The organism is Corynebacterium sp. HMSC055D05 (genome assembly GCF_001810365.1).
Lineage (GTDB): Bacteria > Actinomycetota > Actinomycetes > Mycobacteriales > Mycobacteriaceae > Corynebacterium > Corynebacterium coyleae.
This window is the reverse complement of record NZ_KV801045.1, coordinates 1-21,527: the sequence shown is the minus strand read 5'-3', so window position 1 is coordinate 21,527 and position 21,527 is coordinate 1. Positions and strand designations below refer to the sequence as shown.

The 21,527-nt window shown below is 59.3% G+C and carries 22 protein-coding genes; 7 read left to right on the top strand and 15 right to left on the bottom strand.

The annotated features are described in order from the left end of the window. Positions 1–2: 2 nt before the first annotated feature. Entirely contained in the window at positions 3–506 is a 504-nt protein-coding gene (locus HMPREF2734_RS03005; RefSeq protein WP_070482585.1) for a hypothetical protein, read from the bottom strand. Between the two features lie 66 nt (positions 507–572). After that, positions 573–1,973: a class II fumarate hydratase gene (locus tag HMPREF2734_RS03000; RefSeq protein WP_070482587.1), complete on the bottom strand. Its 1,401-nt coding sequence runs from the start codon at positions 1,971–1,973 to the stop codon at positions 573–575. Positions 1,974–2,076: 103 nt separating this feature from the next. On the opposite strand from HMPREF2734_RS03000, the gene HMPREF2734_RS02995 reads away from it, so the two are divergent. Next, positions 2,077–2,769: a CPBP family intramembrane glutamic endopeptidase gene (locus HMPREF2734_RS02995; protein ID WP_070569115.1), complete on the top strand. Its 693-nt coding sequence runs from the start codon at positions 2,077–2,079 to the stop codon at positions 2,767–2,769. 53 nt (positions 2,770–2,822) lie between these two features. On the opposite strand, the gene glpX is transcribed toward HMPREF2734_RS02995, so the two are convergent. Continuing rightward, the gene (gene glpX, locus HMPREF2734_RS02990) at positions 2,823–3,833 is read right to left on the bottom strand and encodes a class II fructose-bisphosphatase (RefSeq protein ID WP_070452585.1); all 1,011 of its coding nucleotides are present in this window, start codon (positions 3,831–3,833) and stop codon (positions 2,823–2,825) included. Between the two features lie 142 nt (positions 3,834–3,975). On the opposite strand from glpX, the gene HMPREF2734_RS02985 reads away from it, so the two are divergent. Continuing rightward, on the top strand, positions 3,976–4,548 hold the full coding sequence (locus HMPREF2734_RS02985) for a DUF4245 domain-containing protein (protein ID WP_070452588.1): 573 nt from the start codon (positions 3,976–3,978) through the stop codon (positions 4,546–4,548). Between the two features lie 10 nt (positions 4,549–4,558). On the opposite strand, the gene HMPREF2734_RS02980 is transcribed toward HMPREF2734_RS02985, so the two are convergent. After that, positions 4,559–4,828 (bottom strand): exodeoxyribonuclease VII small subunit, encoded by a 270-nt coding sequence (locus HMPREF2734_RS02980; protein ID WP_070421676.1) that lies wholly within the window; start codon positions 4,826–4,828, stop codon positions 4,559–4,561. A gap of 42 nt (positions 4,829–4,870) precedes the next feature. Continuing rightward, complete coding sequence (xseA, locus tag HMPREF2734_RS02975; protein ID WP_070569112.1) at positions 4,871–6,127, bottom strand: exodeoxyribonuclease VII large subunit; 1,257 nt, start codon at positions 6,125–6,127, stop codon at positions 4,871–4,873. Positions 6,128–6,230: 103 nt separating this feature from the next. Between xseA and HMPREF2734_RS02970 the strand changes: the two genes are divergently transcribed. Beyond that, positions 6,231–7,202 (top strand): 4-hydroxy-3-methylbut-2-enyl diphosphate reductase, encoded by a 972-nt coding sequence (locus tag HMPREF2734_RS02970; protein WP_070421675.1) that lies wholly within the window; start codon positions 6,231–6,233, stop codon positions 7,200–7,202. A gap of 53 nt (positions 7,203–7,255) precedes the next feature. Here HMPREF2734_RS02970 and HMPREF2734_RS02965 read toward each other — a convergent pair whose 3' ends face one another. Genes HMPREF2734_RS02965 through HMPREF2734_RS02955 form a run of 3 tightly spaced genes read right to left on the bottom strand, consistent with a single transcriptional unit; the run spans position 7,256 to position 10,402 of the window. After that, on the bottom strand, positions 7,256–7,933 hold the full coding sequence (locus tag HMPREF2734_RS02965; protein WP_180949987.1) for a DUF6542 domain-containing protein: 678 nt from the start codon (positions 7,931–7,933) through the stop codon (positions 7,256–7,258). 11 nt (positions 7,934–7,944) lie between these two features. After that, entirely contained in the window at positions 7,945–8,994 is a 1,050-nt protein-coding gene (locus HMPREF2734_RS02960) for a DNA recombination protein RmuC (protein WP_070569108.1), read from the bottom strand. Between the two features lie 31 nt (positions 8,995–9,025). Next, entirely contained in the window at positions 9,026–10,402 is a 1,377-nt protein-coding gene (locus tag HMPREF2734_RS02955) for an AI-2E family transporter (protein WP_070569105.1), read from the bottom strand. 83 nt (positions 10,403–10,485) lie between these two features. Between HMPREF2734_RS02955 and ychF the strand changes: the two genes are divergently transcribed. The 3 genes from ychF to HMPREF2734_RS12255 are packed head-to-tail and all read left to right on the top strand — an operon-like array spanning position 10,486 to position 13,105. Next, positions 10,486–11,574 carry a redox-regulated ATPase YchF gene (gene ychF / locus HMPREF2734_RS02950; protein WP_070569102.1) on the top strand — a complete coding sequence of 363 codons (1,089 nt, stop codon included), beginning with the start codon at positions 10,486–10,488 and terminating at the stop codon, positions 11,572–11,574. A 20-nt stretch (positions 11,575–11,594) separates the two neighbouring features. Beyond that, on the top strand, positions 11,595–12,407 hold the full coding sequence (locus HMPREF2734_RS12260; protein ID WP_246816773.1) for a recombinase family protein: 813 nt from the start codon (positions 11,595–11,597) through the stop codon (positions 12,405–12,407). Beyond that, on the top strand, positions 12,320–13,105 hold the full coding sequence (locus HMPREF2734_RS12255) for a recombinase family protein (RefSeq protein WP_371440411.1): 786 nt from the start codon (positions 12,320–12,322) through the stop codon (positions 13,103–13,105). Before HMPREF2734_RS12260 ends, HMPREF2734_RS12255 begins: the two co-directional genes overlap by 88 nt. 438 nt (positions 13,106–13,543) lie before the next feature. On the opposite strand, the gene HMPREF2734_RS02940 is transcribed toward HMPREF2734_RS12255, so the two are convergent. From HMPREF2734_RS02940 to HMPREF2734_RS02925, 4 genes are all read right to left on the bottom strand, one after another. Next, on the bottom strand, positions 13,544–15,625 hold the full coding sequence (locus tag HMPREF2734_RS02940; RefSeq protein ID WP_070569099.1) for a hypothetical protein: 2,082 nt from the start codon (positions 15,623–15,625) through the stop codon (positions 13,544–13,546). 145 nt (positions 15,626–15,770) lie between these two features. After that, positions 15,771–16,697, bottom strand: coding sequence for a tyrosine-type recombinase/integrase (locus HMPREF2734_RS02935; RefSeq protein WP_168163594.1), 927 nt, complete (start codon positions 16,695–16,697; stop codon positions 15,771–15,773). A 125-nt stretch (positions 16,698–16,822) separates the two neighbouring features. Then, positions 16,823–17,881 (bottom strand): site-specific integrase, encoded by a 1,059-nt coding sequence (locus HMPREF2734_RS02930; protein WP_070569095.1) that lies wholly within the window; start codon positions 17,879–17,881, stop codon positions 16,823–16,825. Beyond that, positions 17,878–18,252, bottom strand: coding sequence for a hypothetical protein (locus tag HMPREF2734_RS02925; RefSeq protein WP_070569092.1), 375 nt, complete (start codon positions 18,250–18,252; stop codon positions 17,878–17,880). Before HMPREF2734_RS02925 ends, HMPREF2734_RS02930 begins: the two co-directional genes overlap by 4 nt. Positions 18,253–18,300: 48 nt before the next feature. On the opposite strand from HMPREF2734_RS02925, the gene HMPREF2734_RS02920 reads away from it, so the two are divergent. After that, positions 18,301–18,756 (top strand): hypothetical protein, encoded by a 456-nt coding sequence (locus tag HMPREF2734_RS02920; protein WP_141750411.1) that lies wholly within the window; start codon positions 18,301–18,303, stop codon positions 18,754–18,756. Here HMPREF2734_RS02920 and HMPREF2734_RS02915 read toward each other — a convergent pair. The 3 genes from HMPREF2734_RS02915 to HMPREF2734_RS02905 form a co-directional block, all read right to left on the bottom strand. Next, positions 18,746–19,411: a hypothetical protein gene (locus HMPREF2734_RS02915; protein ID WP_101732514.1), complete on the bottom strand. Its 666-nt coding sequence runs from the start codon at positions 19,409–19,411 to the stop codon at positions 18,746–18,748. The genes HMPREF2734_RS02920 and HMPREF2734_RS02915 overlap by 11 nt on opposite strands. A gap of 574 nt (positions 19,412–19,985) precedes the next feature. Further along, complete coding sequence (locus HMPREF2734_RS02910; RefSeq protein WP_070569083.1) at positions 19,986–21,068, bottom strand: hypothetical protein; 1,083 nt, start codon at positions 21,066–21,068, stop codon at positions 19,986–19,988. Between the two features lie 4 nt (positions 21,069–21,072). Then, the gene (locus HMPREF2734_RS02905) at positions 21,073–21,306 is read right to left on the bottom strand and encodes a helix-turn-helix domain-containing protein (protein ID WP_070569082.1); all 234 of its coding nucleotides are present in this window, start codon (positions 21,304–21,306) and stop codon (positions 21,073–21,075) included. Positions 21,307–21,527 lie beyond the last annotated feature (221 nt).

The following is a 21,527-nucleotide window of genomic DNA, read 5'->3' as shown; positions in this document are numbered from 1 at the left end:
TGTTAAGGCAAACCGGCGGAGAGTTCCCCTTCTACCAGCGCTTTTTCGCCTTCAAAGTACGTCAGTTTCACAATCCCGGGCTCTTGCTTTTCGACGACCCACCGCCCCGAACCATCCCCACACGGCTTCGTCAACGGCACCGACGCACCGTCCTCACCGATCAGTGCGGTGCATCCGGTCAACGGATACGTCACCGACGCGGTCCCACCACCGAAGGTTGCCACCGCTGGCCAGGCCTTCACTTTCGCGTTGTCCTCCAGGCTGTTCAGGGTGCCGGTGTAGGTGCCGGTGGGGGAGGTGGAGTCGTCGTCACGCAACTGCGGTTGTGCCGTCACCGTGACGGTTTCGGGCACCTCGTTGGTCGGCTCCGGCTTCGGGTTGGCGTACCAATATGCCGCAGCGAGCGCGACGCCGATCACGGCGACAATCAGCGCGAGCACACCACCGACGACCCACGGCTTGTTCGGGCCACCGGCAGTGCGAAGCTCGGAGAAAGAATCAGGCATGAAAAAGCCCCCAGCATGTTGAAGTGAAGTGCTGGGGGCAGATTCTAGCTAGGTGCGAGTTGCGGCCTAGTTTCGGTCGGTGTTGGCCATGGACAGTACATCGAGGCGCTTGTCCAGCTCCTCCTCGGTGAGCTTCTCGCCATCAACGAAGCCAAGGTCGATGGTGGCCTGGCGGATGGTGATGCCTTCCTTGACCGCGTGCTTGGCAATCTTGGCCGCGTTCTCGTAACCAATAGCGGAGTTCAGCGGGGTCACGATCGACGGGGAAGACTCGGCCAGGGTGCGCATGCGCTCCTCGTTCGGCTCGATGCCGTCAACCAGCTTGGTAGCGAACTGACGCGAGGTGTTTGCCAGCAGGCGGGAGGACTCGAGCACGTTGCGCGCCATCATCGGGATGAACACGTTGAGCTCGAACTGGCCCTGGGTGCCGCCGAACGCCACAGCAGCATCGTTACCGATGACCTGTGCGGAAACCTGGGTTGCGGTCTCGCACAGCACCGGGTTGACCTTGCCCGGCATGATCGAGGAGCCCGGCTGCAGATCCGGCAGGTGGATTTCCGCGAAGCCAGCCAGCGGGCCGGAGCCCATCAGGCGGATATCGTTCGCAATCTTGTACAGGGAGACCGCAACGGAACGCATCGCGCCGGAGAACTCCACCAGGGAGTCGCGGTTGGCCTGAGCCTCGAAGTGGTTCTTCGCCTCGGAGAGCTCATCGAGGCCAGTGAGCTTCTTGAGCTCCTCGGTAACCTTGCCGCCGAACTCAGCCGGAGTGTTGATGCCGGTGCCCACAGCGGTGCCGCCGATAGCCAGCTCACCCAGACGGTGCAGGGTAGCCTCGACGCGCTCGACACCCAGCTCGATCTGGCGTGCGTAGCCGGAGAACTCCTGACCCAAGGTGACCGGGGTGGCATCCATCAAGTGGGTGCGGCCCGACTTCACAACCTCGTGCCACTCCTTCGCCTTCTTCTCCAGGGACTCCTGGAGCACCTTCAGCGCCGGGATGAGATCGTTTGCGGCAGCCTCGGTGGCAGCAACGTGAGTAGCGGTCGGGAAGGTGTCGTTAGAGGACTGGCCCATGTTCACATGGTCGTTCGGGTGAACCTCAACACCGTTCGCCTTCGCAATGGACGCGATGACCTCATTGGTGTTCATGTTCGACGAGGTGCCGGAACCGGTCTGGAACACATCGATCGGGAACTGGTCGTCGTGCTTGCCGTCCGCAATCTCCTTCGCAGCAGCGATGATCGCGTCCGCCTTCTCAGCGTCCAGCTTGCCCAGGTCCTTGTTCACCTGAGCACACGCAGCCTTCAGCAGGCCAAGGGCGCGAATCTGCTGGGCCTCAAGGCCGCGGCCGGAGATTGGGAAGTTCTCCACAGCACGCTGCGTCTGGGCGCGCCAGAGAGCGTCGACGGGCACCTTGACCTCGCCCATCGTGTCATGTTCGATGCGGTATTCCTGATCAGCCATGATTGTCCTTTACTTCTGTCCCATGCACGCCACGCACGCTAAAGTGCGCTCGTGCCTTTCCAAAGATCGATTATGCCCCAGATAACAAAAACGGGGAGCTGTAATGTCTGAAAACCGGACACAAAAGGCCCCCGCATTGAGGGATGCGCTGGTGGCGTTGGCGGCAATGGCCATTATGTACGCCCTTTTGGCGGGACAAGGTCTGCTGTTGGTGCACGCGAACGTGTCCCGCACCGTCGCGATCAGCATGCTGCCTCTCGCGGTTCTCATTGCCATCGTTGTGCCCTTGGTGCTGCTTATCCGCTACATGAAGAGTCGCGGACTCGAGCTGGGGTTTACGCGGCTAGGGAGTCGAGGCTGGCATGTGCTGTGGCAAGTTCCGGCAGTGATCGTCGGGGCGGCTGCGTCGAGCGCTATCGTCGGCTCGCTGATCGGGATGGAACCAGGCGGAGGCTCAACCGCAGATGACTTAGCCAAAGATGCCGGAAGTGTGGCACCGGTGCTCATCTTGCTTGCCGGTTATCTGCTACTCGGGCCAGTGATTGAAGAGATTGTGTTCCGCCGTGTGCTCATGGGGTACTTTGACACGCTCATGCCGGCAGCAGCGAGCGTGCTGCTCACCTCCGTCATCTTTGCTGCAGCCCATATCGCGCCACCCGTGATCGTCTACACATTCTTCTGCGGCATCGGCCTCGCACTGGTCGCACGGTTCCACGGCGGCATCACTGCGAGTTTCATCGTGCACGTAGCCAACAACTTCGCGGCTAGCGCAGCAGTCATTGGAGCCTTGTTCTAGAACGACAAAGCCCCGCGCTCTTCGCTGAGAAGGCGCGGGGCAAAAGTCAGGTTCTACTTGGTTGGCTCGGAGTAATCGACCACCGAGTAGTCCTGCAGCTTGGCCAGCTGGTGCTGGGATTCGACGTAGCGCACGGTGCCGGACTTCGAACGCATCACCAGCGAACGGGTGGTGGCGCCAGACTTGCGGTAGGTCACGCCACGCAGCATGTCACCGTTGGTCACGCCGGTAGCGGCGAAGTAGCAGTTATCAGAGGTGACCAGGTCGTTGATGCCAAGGACACGATCCAGGTCGTGGCCAGCGGCGAGTACCTTCTCGCGCTCCTCGTCGGACTGCGGGGCTAGCATGCCCTGGATGTCGCCCCCGAGGCACTTCAGCGCACATGCGGTGACAACACCTTCCGGGGTGCCGCCGATGCCCATGGCGATGTCGATGGAGCTGTTGTCCTGAGCGGCAGCAATTGCGCCGGCGACGTCGCCGTCCATGATGAAGCGAACCTTGGCGCCGGCGGCACGGATTTCCTCGACAAGCTTGTCGTGGCGCGGACGATCCAGCACAACAACCGTGATGTCAGCCGGACGAACGCCCTTCGCCTTTGCAACCGACTTGATGTTGTCCTCTACGGAAGCGGTGATATCAATCGCTCCGACCGCCTCCGGGCCGACAGCAATCTTGTTCATGTAGAACGCGTCCTGCGGGTTGAACATGGAGCCACGATCCGCGGCAGCAATAACAGAAATCGCGTTCGGGCGACCCTCTGCCATCAAGCGGGTGCCATCTACCGGGTCAACGGCGATATCCACCGCAGCACCACGGCCGGTGCCAACCTGCTCGCCGTTGAACAGCATCGGGGCCTCGTCCTTCTCGCCTTCGCCGATCACGATCACGCCGTCCATCTCCACGGAGTTGATCATCTTGCGCATCGCGTTCACGGCAGCGCCGTCGCCCTCGTTCTTCTGTCCGCGACCCACCCAACGGCCGGAGGCGAGCGCTGCCGCCTCCGTCACACGGACGAGCTCCATTGCTAGGTTGCGGTCAGGGACAAGATCAGACTGTTCAGTCATCGCGGGGGCCTTCCTCCAGAGGACAAAAATCGACCCCTCTATTCTGGCACTTCCACACGCCGAAGTGTTGGTATCGCCCACCTTTACGGGGGAGAAGCCCGCCCGTTCTGGGGTGCAGGTGGCTCATGACATACTGAAACGCGTGGCAAACGACAAGAAACCCCGCATCTTCCAAAACGGCCGAGACATGGCAATCAACGCCGTGCTCATTGTGGTGCTCATGCTCGTCGCTGTCGGCGCGACCGGGCTGTGCTCCTTCAACCCCGGCGCCCCAGAATCCGGCCCCGTGCAGGAGGTCGACGCAGAAGCGTTCCTCGACCTCGAGGCGCGTGCGGTGAACTACCCGGTGCGCTACCCGCAGATGCCAGAAGGCTGGACCACCAACTCGGCGCGCCGCAGCATGCTTGCCGGCAACTCGGCACCCGTCGTCGGGTGGGTCACCCCGAACCGTGGCTACCTGCAACTCACCCAGACTGGCGTCGATAAGGATGCGGCGCTCCAAGCCTCCAACACCGACAACCGTATGCTCGATCGCACAGTGCGTATCGACGACACCGACGTCGAGGTCTACACCAGCGACGAACGCGAGGTCCGCGACCTGTGGATTGTGGACGCCGGCGACGCACGCTTCGTCGTCACCGGCGCAGGCAGCACGGACGAGTTCGAAGAGCTCATCAGCGCAGCGCTGAAGGCTACTCCGATCACACCCCAGTAGCTTCTAGTACTTACTGCTCAGGAGCCTGCCCGCTGACCTGACGGGTGCTGATGGCTTCTTCGACGCGCTTCGAAGCGCCGTCGAGAAGCACCTCGCACCGCTTCGCCAGCGCCTCACCGCGCTCCCAATACTTCAACGACTCGTCCAAACTCATCTGGCCGAGCTCCAAAATCTTCACCGTCTCCACAAGCTCATCGCGAGCCTGCTCGTAGGTCAGCGTCTCCGGGTCCGGGAAAGCATTGTCGTTCGCCTGGCCGGATCCAAACGTGTTGTCTGTCATGAGTGTTCCTTAAACGTTCTTAGTTGACTTCAGCTGGTTGCATTAATCAGCGGGAGTGGTGGACATCGAAGCGGCGGTAATCGAGCCATCGCCGACACGGATACGCAGCTGCGCGCCGGGCTGAGCCTGATCAATAGAGGTCACAACCTCAGGGCCAGAGTGGTCGCGCGGAACCACCTGCACCACGGCGTAACCACGGGCCAAGGTTGCAGAGGGGCCGAGCGCCGACACCTGCGCGCGCAACGCCGAGACCTGCTGGTTCTCACGCTGCAGCACATGGGAAATGTCGCGGCGGATCAACGCCTGGGCGCGCTCCACTTCCTCGCGGCGGCGCGTGATCGCCATCATCGGATCCGCTAGGGCAGGACGGGTGCGAATCGACGCGAGGCCGTTTCGTTCCCGCTGCACCCATCCGCGCAGGGCGGCGGACATGCGGGCACGTGCTTCGTCGATAAGCGCACGCTCCTGCACAACATCCGGCACGGCACGCTTCGCAGCATCGGTCGGGGTGGCGGCGCGAACATCAGCCACATTGTCCAGCACCGGGTTATCCGGCTCGTGGCCAATCGCCGAAATGACAGGTGTGCCAGCGGCCGCCACCGCGCGTTGCAGGGCCTCCTCCGAAAACGGCAACAAGTCCTCAACCGAACCGCCGCCGCGGGCGATGATGATCACCTCCACGTCCGGATCGCGATCCAGCACCTGCAGTGCCTCGATCACCGCAGGCACGGTCGTCGGCCCCTGTACCGGCGTGTTGATGATCTCGAAGTTCACCTGTGGCCAACGTCCCTGCGCCACCGTGACCACGTCACGCTCAGCAGCCGAACCACGCCCCGTGATTAGACCAACCTTTTTCGGAAGGTAGGGCAGCGGGCGCTTCCGCGCCGGATCAAACAGGCCCTCGGCCGCCAACTGTTTACGCAACGCCTCAATGCGCGCCAACAGCTCGCCTGCGCCAACGTGGCGGATCTCCGCCACCTTCATCGAAAACGAGCCGCGGCCCTGATAAAACGTCGGCTTGCCATACGCCACCACGCGGTCGCCGTCCTTCAACGGCACAGCCATGCCGGTGAGCAGCGACGTCTCCGCCGTCAACTGCACCGACACCTGCTCCTGCGTATCCCGCAACGTCATATACGACAACCGCCACGACGGCTTCGTATTAATCTGCGTGAGCTGGCCTTCAATCCACAGCCAACCCAACCGGTCAATCCAACTCTTCACGGAGTTATTGAGCTTGGCCACAGACCACGGCGATTCCGGCGTGCTCTTCGGCGGCGCCCCTTGCGCTTGTGCCATGCGATGCTCCTTTCTCCCCAGTACTTCTGCCAGGTAAACAGTACCCGGCGGGCACCAATTACCCGCCTACTGTTTTTGACGTAGATTCGTTAGGGTTGGTTCCATGACTGATCAGGGTAAGAAAGTGCTACTCGCGTCCCCACGCGGATACTGTGCAGGCGTGGATCGCGCCGTGGAGACCGTAGAAAAGGCGCTGGAGAAGTACGGCGCCCCCGTCTACGTGCGCAAGGAGATCGTGCACAACAAGTACGTGGTGGAGACGCTGCAGGACCGCGGCGTGATCTTTGTCGACGAAACCGACGAGGTCCCCGAAGGATCCCACCTCGTGTTCTCCGCCCACGGTGTGTCGCCCGCAGTGCGCGAATCCGCCAAGGAGCGCAGCTTGCACACCCTCGATGCATCCTGCCCGCTGGTGACTAAGGTGCACAACGAGGCGAAGCGCTTCGCCCGCGACGGCTACCACATCCTGCTCGTCGGCCACGAAGGCCACGAAGAGGTCGAAGGCACCGCAGGTGAGGCTCCGGACATCACCCACCTCGTCGACGGCGTCGACGGCGTCGACCGCCTGCCGGACTTCCCGGAGGGGCAGAAGCTGGTGTGGCTGTCCCAGACGACGCTGTCTGTCGACGAGACCATGGAGATCGTCAACAAACTGCACGAGCGTTACCCGAACTTGGAGAACCCGCCGAGCGACGACATTTGTTACGCCACCCAAAACCGCCAGGCCGCGGTGAAGAAGATCGCGCCGCAAAGTGACCTGGTCATCGTGGTCGGCTCCCAGAACTCGTCCAACTCGAAGCGCCTCGTCGAGGTCGCGCTCGAGGCCGGCGCGCAGGAGTCCCACCTGGTCGATTACGCCCACCAAGTCGACGATGCCTGGTTCGAGGGTGTCAACACCGTTGGCGTGACCTCTGGCGCCTCGGTGCCGGACATCCTCGTGCGCGAACTGCTCGACTATCTGGGGGAGAAGGGCTACGGCGACGTGGAAGAGATCACCACCACCGTGGAGACCATCACCTTCTCGCTGCCGCGCGAACTGCGCCTGCCGCGCCGCGAGGCACCGCTCGAGGCATAAACCCCGCCGAGAACGACCAAAGGCCTTGCCCCGTTGACATCGGGACAAGGCCTTTAGCCTTTGTACAAGTCCTCGCCGAGGCGGTGAACCGCACGTGAAGAACCACCGGTTTCTCCGGATCTACGCGAGCCACTCGCATTTGCCTTGCGACGACGCGCCCCCTCCGACTTCGCCCGCTCCAACAACTCCTGCACAGGAACCGACCGAGCCTGCTCGCGAGCCCTCCGCCCTTGAGAATTTGTGCGACGGTTGCTGCGGTTCTGCGAGGTCCGCTGGGCGGTTTCGCGTCGGCGAATCGCATCGTTTTGCCGACGGATCAGTCGCAGCCGCACCGCAGCGATAAGCAGCGAGCCCGCGGTGGTGAAAAACAGCACCGGGAAGTACTCCGCCACCGGGTACGCGATACCGAGCAGTGCAGTCTTAGCGCTCGCGCCGCCAGCCGACAGGCTCTCGCGCGACATGAAGTAACCCGTGGCCACCAGCGCGGCGACAAACATTAATGGTGCGCTCGTCACCGTCAGGGAAAGCCCCTTCGGGTTCACCAACGTGGTCACCACGATGACCGCGAGGGCATACAGCGCAAGAAACGGCCACGAAATTACACCTGCGGACAGCGACAGCAGCACGCCGGTGAACAGGGCGGCGAACACGATGCCGAGGCCAGACCCCGTCGGCAACCCAACAAAGGTGGCGGACGTAGGGGAATGGCTCCGGCTCGAAAGATGTGACACGCTGACGCAGCTTACCTGTCATTGTCCTCCGCCATGTGCCGGGCACGCGTTGAAACCGGATTCAGCTCGGGCGCCTGCTCCCGCCGTACGGGAACGTTGGCCTCCTCAAGCTTGCGGGCCGTCACCATTACGCGGGAATCCATCGACGCCAACGTGGCGTTGTATGCCTCAACTGCCTTCTCCAATGAGGCGCCGACTTTGTTGTAGTGGCGGGCCATCGTCGATAAACGCTGATGCAGTTCCGCACCGAGGCGCTGCACCTCCTTCGCGGACGCGTTGATAGCTTCCTGCCGCCACCCCAGCGCCACTGTGCGTAGCAGCGCAAACAGTGTGGTCGGGGTGGCGATGACCACGTCGCGCGAAAACGCATAGTCAAGCAGTTCCGGATCGAGCCCGAGCGCGGCATCCAAAAACGGGTCAGCTGGCACAAACAACACGACGAACTCCGGGGTCGGCTGAAACGCGTTGATGTAGGTCTTGTTTGACAACGTATCCACATGCGAACGCAGCAAATGCGCATGGCGGCGCAGGTGGGCCTCGTGTTCCTCAGGATCGTCTGTGTTCAGCGCGTCGAGGTAAGAGCCGAACGGAACTTTCGCGTCCACCACGATGTTTCGGCCCTGGGTGAGGCGGATGATCATGTCGGGGCGGACCCGGGTGTCGTCGATACGCATGTGCGCCTGCGTATCAAAGTCGACATGTTCGAGCATGCCTCCGAGCTCCACGACGCGCTCCAGCTGCATCTCGCCCCAACGCCCGCGCGTCTGCGGGGAGCGCAGCGCAGTGATGAGTTGATCGGTGCGGTCACCGAGGCGCGCGGAGGTGCGCCCGATCGCCTGCACCTGCCCTGCGATTGCCGACGACGCCACCGCCTGCTGCTTATCCATCGCATCAAGCTGCTCACGCATGTCCTTCAACGCGCGAGCGACGGGGCGTAGATCCTGTGGCGGAGCCGGCTGAGGTGCAGAACGGCGAAACCACGCCACGCCAGCGAATACCCCGACGATAAACCCGGCGAGGAGACCCGTTGCAAGGATGAGAAAGACCGTGGAGGTTTGCATGCCGGAGATCTAACCACCCCGGCACGACACACTACTCGTCGGGTTCGCTTTTATGTTCGAACTCCCTGCGGCGCAAGATGGTGCGATTGCCTACCTCGCGCAACTTCTTCAAGCTGTTCGACGCGAAGTGGGGCGACTCCTTGTCCTCATCACCTTCTTGCACGTCCTCTTCGGGGGTCTGCGGAGCGTTCACCCAGTCACGCTCGCCACGCCACGCCTCGCGCTTGTGTACAGACTCGGCCTCGTCGATTTCCGCAATGAGCTTGCCTTCCGGAGTGGCGAAGGTGAGGTCCTCGGCACGGACCTCGCCGGCGTTGATGCGCAGGATATCCAGCACGTAGCGGTACACCACAGCAATCATCGCCGCCGCTGGTACCGCGAGGAAGCCGCCCATGAGGCCGAAGAGGCCGCCGCCGACGGTCACGGAGATCAGCACGATCACCGGGTGCAGGTTCATCGCCTTGGACTGCAGCAGGGGAGAGAGCACGTTGCCCTCAAGCTGCTGGGTGGCCAGGACGATGCCGAGCACGATCAGGGCCTTGGTGAACCCGAGCGTGACCAGTGCGATCAGGACCGCCAGCGCGCCCGCGACCACCGCACCGACGATCGGGATGAAGCCTGCAACGAACGTAATAATCGCAAGCGTGAACGCCATGGGAACGCCGACGATGGCAATGCCGATGCCGATCACCAGCGCATCGATGAGGGAACACACCGCCTGCGCCCTGATGAAGCCCGACAGGGTGTTCCAAGCGCGGGTCAACAGTTCCGTGAAGTGGAGTCCCGTGCGTCCGCCCGTCGCGCCGCGCAGCCACGGCAGGAAGCGGTGGCCGTCCTTCAGGAAGAAGAAGGTCAGCACGAACAGCACCATCAGCGTCACCGACAGGCCTGCCGCGGTGTTGATGCCGGAGAACACGCCACCGGCGATGGCGCCGGCCTGGTTCTGGACCCACCGCGTGATTTCGTCGACACCCTCGTTCAGGTTCTCCGGATTCACGTTCAGCGGTGGACCCTGCGCCCACAACTGCAGGCGCTGCACACCCTCGAGCGCCTGGATGTACAGCAGCCGCGATTGGCCCACAATATCGGGGGCGACGATCATGCCGAGGGCTGCCAGCACGCCGAAGAACAGCAACATGGTCACCATGGCCGCGAGGCCATCGGCGAACTTATGGTTGCGCAGCCAGCTCGCAACCGGGGCAAGCACCGTGCACACAATCAGCGCGAGCACCGCAGGCAACACGCCGACCCAAAAGGCGCCGATGAGCTTGCCTATTGCGAAGAAAAACAGTGCGATGACCAGCAGTCGCAGCGTAAATTTCGCCCCGGAGGAAACCCAGGCGTTAAACACCACGATGCGATCGACGCGGTCGTCGCGCTTGTCTGCAGGCTGAATCGGAGCGGTCACGCGAACTATTGTGCCCCACTGCACATTGCTTTGCGACGAACCCCTCACAACCAGCGCCACAACGTGGGATAGGATGGAGCGCCGTGAGCCTTACTCTTGGAATTGTCGGTCTGCCCAACGTCGGTAAATCCACCTTGTTTAATGCGCTGACGCGCAACGAGGTGCTTGCCGCTAACTACCCGTTCGCCACCATCGAGCCGAACATCGGCCTGGTGGAGCTGCCGGATCCGCGCCTGGATCGGCTGGCGGAGATCTTCGACTCGGAGCGCGTGCTGCCAGCAACCGTGTCCTTCGTGGACATCGCCGGCATCGTCAAGGGCGCGTCCGAGGGCGAGGGCATGGGTAACGCCTTCTTGGCCAACATCCGCGAGGCGGACGCGATCTGCCAGGTTGTGCGTGCGTTTTCCGACGACAACGTCATCCACGTCGACGGCCAGGTCAACCCGTCCTCCGACATCGACGTGATCAACACCGAGCTGATCCTCGCGGACCTGCAGACCATCGAAAAGGCCCTGCCACGCCTGGAGAAGGAAGGCCGCAAGGACAAGGACGTCGCCGACCAGGCCGAGGAGGCCAAGAAGGCCCAGGCCATTCTTGAAGACGGCCGCACCCTCTTCGCCGCCTCCAAGACCGGCGATATCGACCTGGCACTGCTGCACCCCCTGCACCTGATGACCGCCAAGCCGTTCCTCTACGTCTTCAACTCCGACGAAGCCGTGCTGACCGACGAGGCGAAGAAACAGGAACTGCGCGAACTCGTCGCCCCTGCCGAGGCTGTGTTCCTCGACGCCCAGACCGAAACCGAGCTGCTCGAACTTGACGACGAAGACGCAGCCGAGCTCCTCGCCGCCGTCGGCCAAAACGAACCAGGTTTGAAGACCCTGGCCAAGGCCGGCTTTGACACCCTCGGCCTGCAGACCTACCTCACCGCAGGCCCGAAGGAGGCTCGCGCCTGGACCATCCACAAGGGGGACACCGCCCCGAAGGCCGCAGGCGTGATCCACTCCGACTTTGAAAAGGGTTTCATCAAGGCCGAGATCGTCGGCTTCGAAGACCTGGACGCGCTCGGCTCCATGGCCGAGGCCCGCGCCGCCGGCAAGGTCCGCCAGGAAGGCAAGGACTACGTCATGGTCGACGGCGACGTGGTGGAGTTTCGTTTCAATGTAACCTGAGGCGCGCTAGTGTTAGCGGCATGACAACACGTGCTGCTATTTACCTCCGTATCTCGCTCGATGCTGCCATGGACGGCCTCGCCATCGACCGGCAGCGCCAGGACTGCGAAGCCCTTGCCGAGCAACGCGGCTGGGACGTCGTGCATACCTACGTCGATCAGTCGATCTCCGCGTCGAAGAAGGACGTGGACCGCCCCGACTACGACGCGATGGTGGCGTCCTTTGAGCGCGGCGAGATCGACGCGATCATTTGCTGGGACCTCGACCGCCTCACACGGCAGCCCTGGCAGCTCGAAGAGTGGATCGACAGGGCAGAGGAGCAGGGGCTGAAACTCGTCACTGCGAACGGTGATGCTGACCTTGCCACCGACGGCGGCAGAATGTACGCGCGCATCAAAGCAGCCGTGGCACGCGGCGAGATCGAGCGAAAGAGCATGCGCCAGTCTCGTGCGCAACAGCAACGCGCCGAGCAGGGCCGCTGGTACTCCGGCGGTGTGCGCCCTATCGGCTACACCTCCACCGGCGAGATCATTCCATCCGAAGCCGCCGCCGTGCTCGGTATGTTCCGCGCTGTCGAGAGGGGCAACTCCATGCGCGACATTGCGCGCGCCTTATCTGGGGTCGATCAACCGGGCTTGCCGGATATCCCGACCACGCCGCGCCATATGTACACCGTGGTCACAGAGCGCAACGCTCGACGCCGCGCTGAAGGCCAGGAAGAAAAGCCGGTTCCCGACGCGCAGCCGTGGGCCACACGTCGTTGCACTCGATCCTGCGCAACCCCGTGTATGCGGGTTACTCCACTTATAAGAAGGCCAAGCGCAAAGGCGTGAAGAACAAATACCGCCGTGTCACGCATATCGTCCGCGACCCCGATACCGGCGAGCCGGTGAAAGGGCAGTGGGAGCCGATCGTCACACCAGATCTGTGGTGGCGCGTGCAGAACGTGCTCGACGATCCCGACCGGCTGACCAACAAGGAGCGCCGGAACACTCGCCGCCATCTCGGCTCGGGTCTGTATGTCTGCGACGAGTGTGGCAACCCCGTGCGCACACATGCCGACCGCTACCGCTGCGCCGCCTGTGGATTAGTGCGCACACATAGCGTCGATGATTTTGTGCTCGCCGTGATCCGCGCCCGCCTTGGCCGTGACGACCTGGCGGACCTGCTGCCGACTGTGGACGACGACGAGGTCAACGCCATCGACGACGAACTCGCTGAGCTTCGCGCAAAGCTCGCCCGCGTCCAGGCTGACTACGATGAGGAGCTTATCGAGGCCCGTGACCTCAAGCGCGCGCGAAACCGTTATGAGCCGCAGATCGAGAAACTCGAAACGCGCCGTGCCCGTCTTGCTGGCGCATCGGCGCTGCTCGACACAACCGGCTACGCCTCGCCCGTGGATGCCTTCGACAACGCAGAGCTTGCCGTGCAGCGCCGAGTCATCAATACCCTGTGCCAGGTGCGCCTGCGCCGTGGCGTGCGCGGCACCAAGACCTTTAACCCTGAATCGGTGCAGATCGTGTGGAACTAGGTTGCAGTGTGTGACACGTCAACAATCGCGCGCATGCGCTGCGGCGCGCAAAGCTCTTACGAAGGAACGCCACGGGAGCCGGCAGTTCGGGGGAGATCTGCCTTCGTGTATCGGGGGCGACACTGCTCAACCGTGGCGTTCGCAGGAAGTATGACACGGCTCTTGTTACCCCAGAGGTCGTAGGTTCGAATCCTGCCCCCGCTACCAACTTCCAAGAGGGATTCGCGGAACTGGTTAGTCCAGATTCGCGAAACTCCCCAGAAACAGAAAAAGCACCCTTCACCGGGTGCTTTTTCTGTTATTAAACCGTTCTCCCGCACACCAAACCGGGATAATCCGCACTTTCCACATACTACGTGCCCCCGCACCCGCACCACCCCAATTTCCACGCCCTCCCGATCTAAAACAGCGCCCGCGCCGGGTTCCCACACCCAACGCCTACGCGACCATCGGCGGATCGTTACCAGTCGCCACATCCGCCAACGGCGACGGTTTCACACGCTGCTTCGGCGGTTGTCCGGGACCTCGCCCAGTTGGCTTCTTCGCTGGGTCATCCTCACCACGCAACCATGACTGAATCAAGCGCACGTTCACGCTCACCGCGCCAACAGTCAAAAGGAAAAACTGTTTCACCCAACCACGCAACAAACGAGTAGTGGACGCGCCCAGCCCCACGCCAGAACCACCATGATTTTTCAGCATGGAGTTACGAGTCTCGATCACGTTTCGCCCAGTGCCATACAACCCATGCCACGCCTTTGAGCCATGATGTGGTCCCTGCTGTTCTAACTTCGCGAACGTTCCCACCTTCGACGCTCCCGTGCCAATGTGGATTACACCGCTCCCGGTGCCGTCCTCGCCAACCGTGACCTTGCGCGCACGAGTCTTCAAACGCGGACGGCGGGGAGTTGAACCTTCACTAGTACCTGCATCATCGCCAGGCGTATTCGTAGCGCTGTGTGCTTTCTGCTCAGCGTCCACCTTCTTTAAGTGTGCGAGCACATCCTCAACCGTGTCGAACGCGCCAGTAAGTGATTCATCTTCACCAGAAGACGCGCCCGCGCCCGCGCTCGCCTTCACCCCGCGCGAACCTGAACGCTTATCGGAAGCAGTTTTCTGCTCCCATTCCAACGGGATCGTGATCGTCCCCTGAGTGCAAATCTGTCCGGGGTTCGTCGGCTGATGGACAGGCTGAATTGGCAATAACGCCTTCGGGCGCTTGCGCACATCCTTTTGCTTCGATGGGATCTTCTTCGCCAACGAACACGACACCGACGGGCATTTCCCCTTCGCAGGGCATGCAAAACGCTGGTTGCCGGTCGATTTATCAATCCCCTTGGACGCAAGTGCATACTGTTTGCGGTCTTCGACAATTGCGGTGTATTCTTCGTCGGTAATTTCCCCATTGTCGCGCTTTTCCCGCGCGTTAACATAATGCTCTTTCGCACTTATGGACGGACAAAACCAGACACCATCAAGCAACACCGCACCTGCGTGCGTTCCCTGGATGCCGTAATACTGCTGATTTTTCCGCTTGTAATCGCCCACGAGTTTGTACCCATGCTGGCGAAGCGGAATTTGCAAGTTCTGAGGTGCAGCGTTCGGGAAATATGCGCGGTCGCCAACGAAGTGACCGGACGGGGTATTCGCCTTAATCACGTTATCCATCGCCCAAAGCGCTTTTTCGGAAATGCGCTTGCCAGGACGGTCAAAACCAATACCAGCGATCAGCGCCGGGTACGTGCTACCGAAACCGGAGCCAAACATGGACACTAGTGTGGACTCATAGCCCCAAAACACGTTGCGCTTGTCATCGTAACCGTCCGATTTGTGATCACCCTCGCGCACGTACCAGCCCGCGTCAGCGTCAGCAGCGGTACGGGTGGAATGTTTCGTGTTGCCCTTGCGAGAAATCACCGTGGACGTTCCATCAACACACACGTCGCCCTTCCACTCGGACAATCGATCTTGCCCAAACGTGGCACGGCTTGCTTCAATGAGCGCATTCATAAGAACGTGCGCACGCTTTTTGCGCGTAATCACTAAGGCTTTGTTGCGAGATTTCTTTAATCGCTCGTACTCATCTTTGTCCTTGCGCTTGTAGTTGGAAGTTTCCGGGTAGGGGTCAACGACGGAAAATATCGTTTCCAGCGTTCGGCGCAAACGGTGATACCAGACACGTCGCTCATCTTCGGTGAAACGGTCGTATTTTTTGAAGTCTTTCGGGGCGAGCCCAATTTCTTCCCATGCTTGTTCGGACAAGCGCCCGCAAATCAGACGCGAGCCTTCGGTGATTAATAACGGGGACGCTTCCACGCCGAGCGCGAGCATGATCATCAGTGCCGTGCGGATGGAAATGTATGGTTTCGCGCCACCTGGGTGTTTGTCTGCGCGGGATTCGTCTACCCATGCAGTGATCATTTCGACCGCGCCGGAAGTGTCCACGATTTGTGCCACCGCCTGAATCTGGCTGACATGGATCGTAGATGAGTAGATCGTAATCGGTTGAGGTTGTGGCATCTCGCGGACACCTCCTTTCTTGATATTAATTCGTTGGTATGTTCGATAATGAAGTTGTAGTTAGGTAAGGGTTTGCGCCGGGTGGGGGAGGAGTGGTGTGAGTCAAAATGAATCACGAGCACGCACCCGCGCCCAACGCACGCGCCTAGATCGCACGCAATGCTGGGGGCGTGTCCGTACCCGCGTAGCGGATCTGATTTTCAAAGGCTCGCGCACTTACCGCCCCTACACGCTCGCGATACTTCACGTAATGCTGAAGATCGCGCAAACCTGACGCTTCACAAATCGCTGCTTCCGGAATATGCGCTTTCATCAATCGCACAATCCAGGTGGTACGCATTCTCGATAACGTGACCGGAACGTGCGCTAAGCGCACCCGTCGCACGAAATCAGACGCGCACGAGCGCCCAGTAACACGATCTCCCGGCAGAAAGACAAACTCATCCTGCGCGCGTCCTGCTATCGCATCACAGAGCGTGTCAGCGTAATCAGCCGACACGGGAACATAACGTTTCCCCGCCCCGCGATAGCCGTGCGGATACACCACCACACCCGCGCGAGTAATCTCCACGTCCTTAACCGTGAGCGAATCGACCTCACAGTTACGCAGTCCCGCGCCCAGTCCAAGCGCAAGCAGAACGTGAGCGTTTTCGCGAGCGCGATCCGTCGCTAACGCGCTCGCCCACTGGTCCAAGTAAGCGACCTCGTTATCGTCATAAGGCTCGTTGGCAAGGCTGGTGGGGTAGGAGACTTTATCATCTCTCCCGTTCCACGTCATCGAGACTGTGCGCCCAACCTTTTCCAACTTAGACTCCAACGAGGACAACGTATGCGTGGAAAGATTCAAATTCGAAACGTGAAAGGCTATGAAGTCCGCGTCAAACACCTGCTCGGGTACGAGATCGTAGCCGTGGTGAAGTGCGTCAATTGCAAGTCGTGCAACCCCGAGTGCAATCTTGCGTAACGTATCGCCGGATGCTTCGGGGTAGGTGGACACGACACACTCAGACACGAAGGTGCGAACCTGTTGCCAATCATGCATGTCGAGCACGGTTGGCTGGTAAGTGCTCATGTAAACGGATGCGGATAACAACTCGGACAGTGTGAAGGACTCCTTTAGCGCAAAACACGTTCCAAATGGAACGAAACTTACTAGAGTCTGCCATGCCACAATGGGATATGTCAAGGTCAGGAGCATTAATTGCGCCCTCCCTCGATTATTGTCAACTCCGTAGGTTGACACTTTTTGGTACTTGGCTCTTCCGGACGATGCACACGAGAGTCGGACACCACGTTTCTTCCGGTTAGCGTTAAATCCGTTGCAATCGCTGCAAACTCCACGAGAGCGCCTGTATCAAGTGGTGCAATCGCACGGGTGCGCTGGTAGATGTGCATGGACTTGCCTGTAAGAGCATGGAACGCTTCATATGAAATCCCGCTCTTGATTAGGTTGACACGCCATGTCGCGACGAGTCTTCGCACGTTGACTGGCGGAAGATTCGGTCCACGTTTGAATCGGTACATGTATTCGGACACCGCTTGTGGATCTCGCTTGCGAGAGGGGCAGAACACAAACTCATCGGGTTCACGTTCGTGGACGATCTGAAGAAAACGATCAGACAGTGACGGGGCAATCGCGTGTGTTCGCCCGTTCACGTCAACGGACACGATAAAACCGTCATGCACATCACGAGCGCGAATAAGAATGATTTCATCGGTTGTCACACCTGCAAGTCCAAGTGTGACCGCCACGCGCACGCACTCGCGCTTTAAGGGCGTTGATTGTGCATCGAGCGAACGGATTATCTCGGATACTTCATCGGGTGAGTACGGCTTGTACTGCTCATCAGCGTGACGAGCGTTCGTTTTCCAGGTACGTGTTCCGATAGCCGTAAGGACGTTGCCAATAGTGGTGAGGTGTCGTTTTCGTTCTTCTTTCGTCGCTTGCTTGAGATGTAGTTGATTCACGCTCCATGCAATGGTTTCCGGATCGAATAAGTCAACATCGTCAAGACTGCCGTGTTCTGCAAGGATGCGCGCGGTGTGTCCAGTGAGCACAGTGAGGAAGTTCGTCACGTTATCGCGCGTGAGTTTCACCGTGTGAGGGTTCTTGTCGGCGTAGGAGAACACGTCTATGACCATTTTCGTGATCGTGGGGCGCAATTGCTCCCAATCGTCAGGGGAGACCGTAGTGGGGGAAGGGACGTAAGCGCCTACCTGGTTGCGCGCGTCATCGAGTGTGTATTGCGTGCTCATGCTGCCACCCCCGTAGACTGGTGGGCATGTCCGGACGCGCTCCAACCACTCGTCCCCGCGATCTCGCGGGGTGTAATCAGGGGACGCGATTTAGCCAGGTCGAAGTTGATGACCCCGTGCTTGCTCGCGCCGTTGAGGTCGCAAGGAATATAGAGTGCATGCTGGAAACGCTGGAACGGGCGGGAGTGATTAATTCCATGCACGATTTCGCCCGCAGTTCCGGGATTTCTCACGCATCCATTGGGCGCGTCATCCGGGGTGAGCGCTGGATTAATGGGGAACTTCTGGCGCGACTTGAACACACCAGCGGTTTTCGTTTGTGGGGGCAGCACGCCGAGAAGATCAGCGAGCCACGGTTTGATGTTGAGCATAGATAAGCCTTTCTTTATGGATAGTTGTTGTGTGGAGATCACCTCCTGATGAGTGAGGTAGAACCGGGTAGCCCCGGACGTAAAAAACGGGTGCCGTTCGGAAAACGTCATCCGAACTGGACGCAGTTGTCCGATGAGGAATTGGAAGAGCAGTGCTCCCCGTCTCCGTTGGACTGGAAACTGATCACCCTTGCGCGAAACCTGGATCGGGAGATCCATGTCCAGATGGAGCGCGGGCGGATTACCCCGCCTACCTACAAGCGATTCGCTGAAATGGTCGGCGTGGATCTTCCGGTGATCATGGACATGATTCGTGCCAGGAGATGGGCGGATAGTGAAACTATTGCCCGGTTAGAGGTCGCTATGTCGCGCCCGTTATGGGCACCGGAGAAGGCGCGCCCGTATAAGGACGCGCCGGAGTTCTGGCGCGAGCATGAGCACAAGCGCTTGCAAGAGCGTGACCGGAAGCGCTGGGAGGAATACCGGAAGCGTTTTAGCCGGTAGTGGCATGTGGCGCGGGTGGGATTGGCGCAGGTATGGGGCGTAAGTCATTTTGAGATACACCTTCAGACTCGCGCCCCTCCTCTTCGTCTAAGCGAGCAGCCAAGTCAGCAAATGACTCACCGGGTAAGAAGTTCTCCCACCCGTTCATCACCGCGATCATGCAAAACTTCGCAAACCCAGATGCATCCGGCAGAACGATAAACCCACCACCTGCAATCGAGTGCAGCGCATAAGCCAATTGATGCCAAATGTCATCTAGTGTTCCGTCGTGATAGAGGAAGATCCCGCCGTTGTATTGCATCGAAGGCGATCCCGAGTAGATCACAGGACTGTTGAGCGAGGTGTTTCCCGATTCGGCATCTTTCCCGATCTTAAAAAGAAGTTCTGTTGGGTGAACGTTGGTGGTCCAATCGGTATAGATCAGTCCCTTCTTCCCTGTTGGCATAGGAGGAACGAGTTCGCATACCTGCTCGATGAGCGAGATTGGGTCATCTTCTAGGACCACAATCGGGTGATCAGGATTGTGGGTGGATTTCGGGTTTCCACGGATGTTCCACTTTTCCGAGTGCGCCATTCGTACCTGCACGGGAAACACTGGTGGTTTCTTCGCTGCTCGTTGTTGCTGGGAGCGGTTGTTAGTTGTAGTCGTTTTCATCAGTACACAATTCCTTTACTTGTTCGTCGGTCCGCAACACTTCTCGACTGTCAAGAAGTTTGTGTGTCGTTGCGGTGACATGAACAACTCAACCGCAGGACAAAGGATTTAGATACGTCGAAATGTGCGGATCGTGCTTGTTGGTGCGCACTGGTGGATCGTTCGAGGTGGCACGGGTGTGACTACCTAGTAGGTGTTAATAAATATAAAGCGCAATTACCTAGTAGGTGCAGGTAGACGATTAATTACACGTCTGTTTCGGTTCGCAAGTGTGCGTTGGTGCAGGATGGGGTTGGTGGTGAGGTGGTATTAATCAACCAGCGAGCGCCGGAGCGTGAAACTGGCGATATCGCATTATTGCGTTTTGCAAGTGCGCGAGAACGTAGGAAAACAGCGTGTGAGCAGGGAGAAAAATTTCTTGAAAAATCTTTTCGTGCGCGTTTGTGTCTTCGGGCGCGAGTTGAAGTGGTTTGAGAGTGATGCGATTTGGTAGGCGCGGAGTGTGTTCAGTGGCGCGTGAGTCAATATGACACGCGCTCAAGGAGTGGGCGCGGGCACGAACAATGCCCACCCCTCAGTTGATAGCGTGCTGTTGTTCCTCCATCAGAACGTCACTGAAGCGCCGATTGAAACTCTCTAGCAATCGACGGGCTTCTTCAACTTCGTCTGGACTGTCATTATCCCAGTCAGCCATGAACGTGTTTACCTCAACCTCGCCCTCACCGCGCTGTAATCGCTGCTTTTCTACCTCGTTCTGGAGGACTGCTGCTCGCTGCTTTAGCATCTTTACTCCTGGATTTCCCTTCAGGAGGGTGGGGTCTAAGTGACCATCCTCGTTAATATGCTCTTCGCCAAGCACCAACTCAAGACGTTTGGACTCATCTTCGGGGTCTGCAAACTCTAGACGCAAGGGTAGTTCATAGGCGAGGTTTGAGTATTTATCGTAGCGCTGTTGTTGTTTTGCGAATTTCTGTTCAAGTGTGGTATAGTCGAAAGTAGAAAGTTCGGCTTTGCTTGTTTCGACTTTCGCTCCAGCGCCCGCCCAGGCGCTTTCTTTTTTTGGTTCATACAAGTCTTCCCACCTCTCGGGAGGATCATCATTAAGATCCAAACTCTCAAGAATTCTGGGCTTGAAGTCCTTCAAAAATGACGTTGTACGCGGGGAATTCATACTCTCTTCCGGATGAGTCAACGCTATTTTTGCAAGCGCCTGCACCCGCTCATCTTGAACATCGCTAATCCGGTGCGACTTCATGCTTGCTCTGAGATCGAGGAGATTACACATCCATGTCACGTTAAAGACGAAATGGGTAGGACGTTGGTTCTCTGGGACATGACCGTAATACGAGTTATAGATTCGATCATTTTCAAGTCCTTCAACGTCGCGCGCATCCGCCCACAGCCCCATCTCGCACCACTGCTTAAACCACCGCTCCATCGTGGTTTTGCTCTTCCCCTGTTCTTTTCCCAAAGTGTTCTTGGATTTGAACATGTGCGAGCCAATTCTGTTCTGGCGATTACGCTCTTCATCAAACTCTTCCCAGGTGTCATCATCAACGTTTCCGAGCGACTGGAGGATAGCCCATTTCTGTTCCCCCGTAAGTCCGGGTATGAGATCGCCAACTTCTATAAATTTTTCTTGTAGAACTTTTCCCATGATGCTACCTCTTCTCACTTGCTTCGCTCATGGTCTTTTCGACCAGGCTGTTAACTAGCGCATCAAAGTCGGCACTGTTGATGCGCAAGGTGTTCGACTCACGGAAGTAGCGAACATTGCCATAGCGACGCAGCCACCTGCGGATCGTTGAATCGCTGACGTTAAATTGCGCGCTGAGTTGCGCGACGGTAACCCACTGGTTAGCGGTAGATTCTTGTTCAATCTTCTTATTAGTCATAATTAACAGTCTTTCTATTTTATTAGGGTTTCCCTATATTAACATAAGTGAACACATCTTCGTAAAGATGCTGACAAGCGCGGAGGAGCGTGGAGGTTTCATGCACTCATAGATCGCTGGCGCGCACTACTGACGGCACCGATGTTCTCCGAAATACCTTCACCTGATCGCCCTGCCCCCCTCCTCATGTGGGTGGGGGTACCCACGCTGTGTGGGTGGGG

Bases quoted from the DNA above. Each gene is read 5' to 3' on its own strand.
- HMPREF2734_RS02995 (WP_070569115.1), top strand. From the start codon at position 2,077: ATGTCTGAAAACCGGACACAAAAGGCCCCCGCATTGAGGGATGCGCTG.
- HMPREF2734_RS02920 (WP_141750411.1), top strand. From the start codon at position 18,301: ATGAGTGAGGTAGAACCGGGTAGCCCCGGACGTAAAAAACGGGTGCCG.
- HMPREF2734_RS12260 (WP_246816773.1), top strand. From the start codon at position 11,595: ATGACAACACGTGCTGCTATTTACCTCCGTATCTCGCTCGATGCTGCC.
- HMPREF2734_RS02980 (WP_070421676.1), bottom strand. From the start codon at position 4,828: ATGACAGACAACACGTTTGGATCCGGCCAGGCGAACGACAATGCTTTC.
- HMPREF2734_RS02910 (WP_070569083.1), bottom strand. From the start codon at position 21,068: ATGGGAAAAGTTCTACAAGAAAAATTTATAGAAGTTGGCGATCTCATA.
- HMPREF2734_RS02915 (WP_101732514.1), bottom strand. From the start codon at position 19,411: ATGAAAACGACTACAACTAACAACCGCTCCCAGCAACAACGAGCAGCG.
- HMPREF2734_RS02925 (WP_070569092.1), bottom strand. From the start codon at position 18,252: ATGCTCAACATCAAACCGTGGCTCGCTGATCTTCTCGGCGTGCTGCCC.
- HMPREF2734_RS02930 (WP_070569095.1), bottom strand. From the start codon at position 17,881: ATGAGCACGCAATACACACTCGATGACGCGCGCAACCAGGTAGGCGCT.
- HMPREF2734_RS03000 (WP_070482587.1), bottom strand. From the start codon at position 1,973: ATGGCTGATCAGGAATACCGCATCGAACATGACACGATGGGCGAGGTC.
- HMPREF2734_RS03005 (WP_070482585.1), bottom strand. From the start codon at position 506: ATGCCTGATTCTTTCTCCGAGCTTCGCACTGCCGGTGGCCCGAACAAG.
- glpX (WP_070452585.1), bottom strand. From the start codon at position 3,833: ATGACTGAACAGTCTGATCTTGTCCCTGACCGCAACCTAGCAATGGAG.
- HMPREF2734_RS02970 (WP_070421675.1), top strand. From the start codon at position 6,231: ATGACTGATCAGGGTAAGAAAGTGCTACTCGCGTCCCCACGCGGATAC.
- HMPREF2734_RS02905 (WP_070569082.1), bottom strand. From the start codon at position 21,306: ATGACTAATAAGAAGATTGAACAAGAATCTACCGCTAACCAGTGGGTT.
- HMPREF2734_RS02935 (WP_168163594.1), bottom strand. From the start codon at position 16,697: ATGAGCACTTACCAGCCAACCGTGCTCGACATGCATGATTGGCAACAG.
- HMPREF2734_RS02940 (WP_070569099.1), bottom strand. From the start codon at position 15,625: ATGCCACAACCTCAACCGATTACGATCTACTCATCTACGATCCATGTC.
- HMPREF2734_RS02960 (WP_070569108.1), bottom strand. From the start codon at position 8,994: ATGCAAACCTCCACGGTCTTTCTCATCCTTGCAACGGGTCTCCTCGCC.
- xseA (WP_070569112.1), bottom strand. From the start codon at position 6,127: ATGGCACAAGCGCAAGGGGCGCCGCCGAAGAGCACGCCGGAATCGCCG.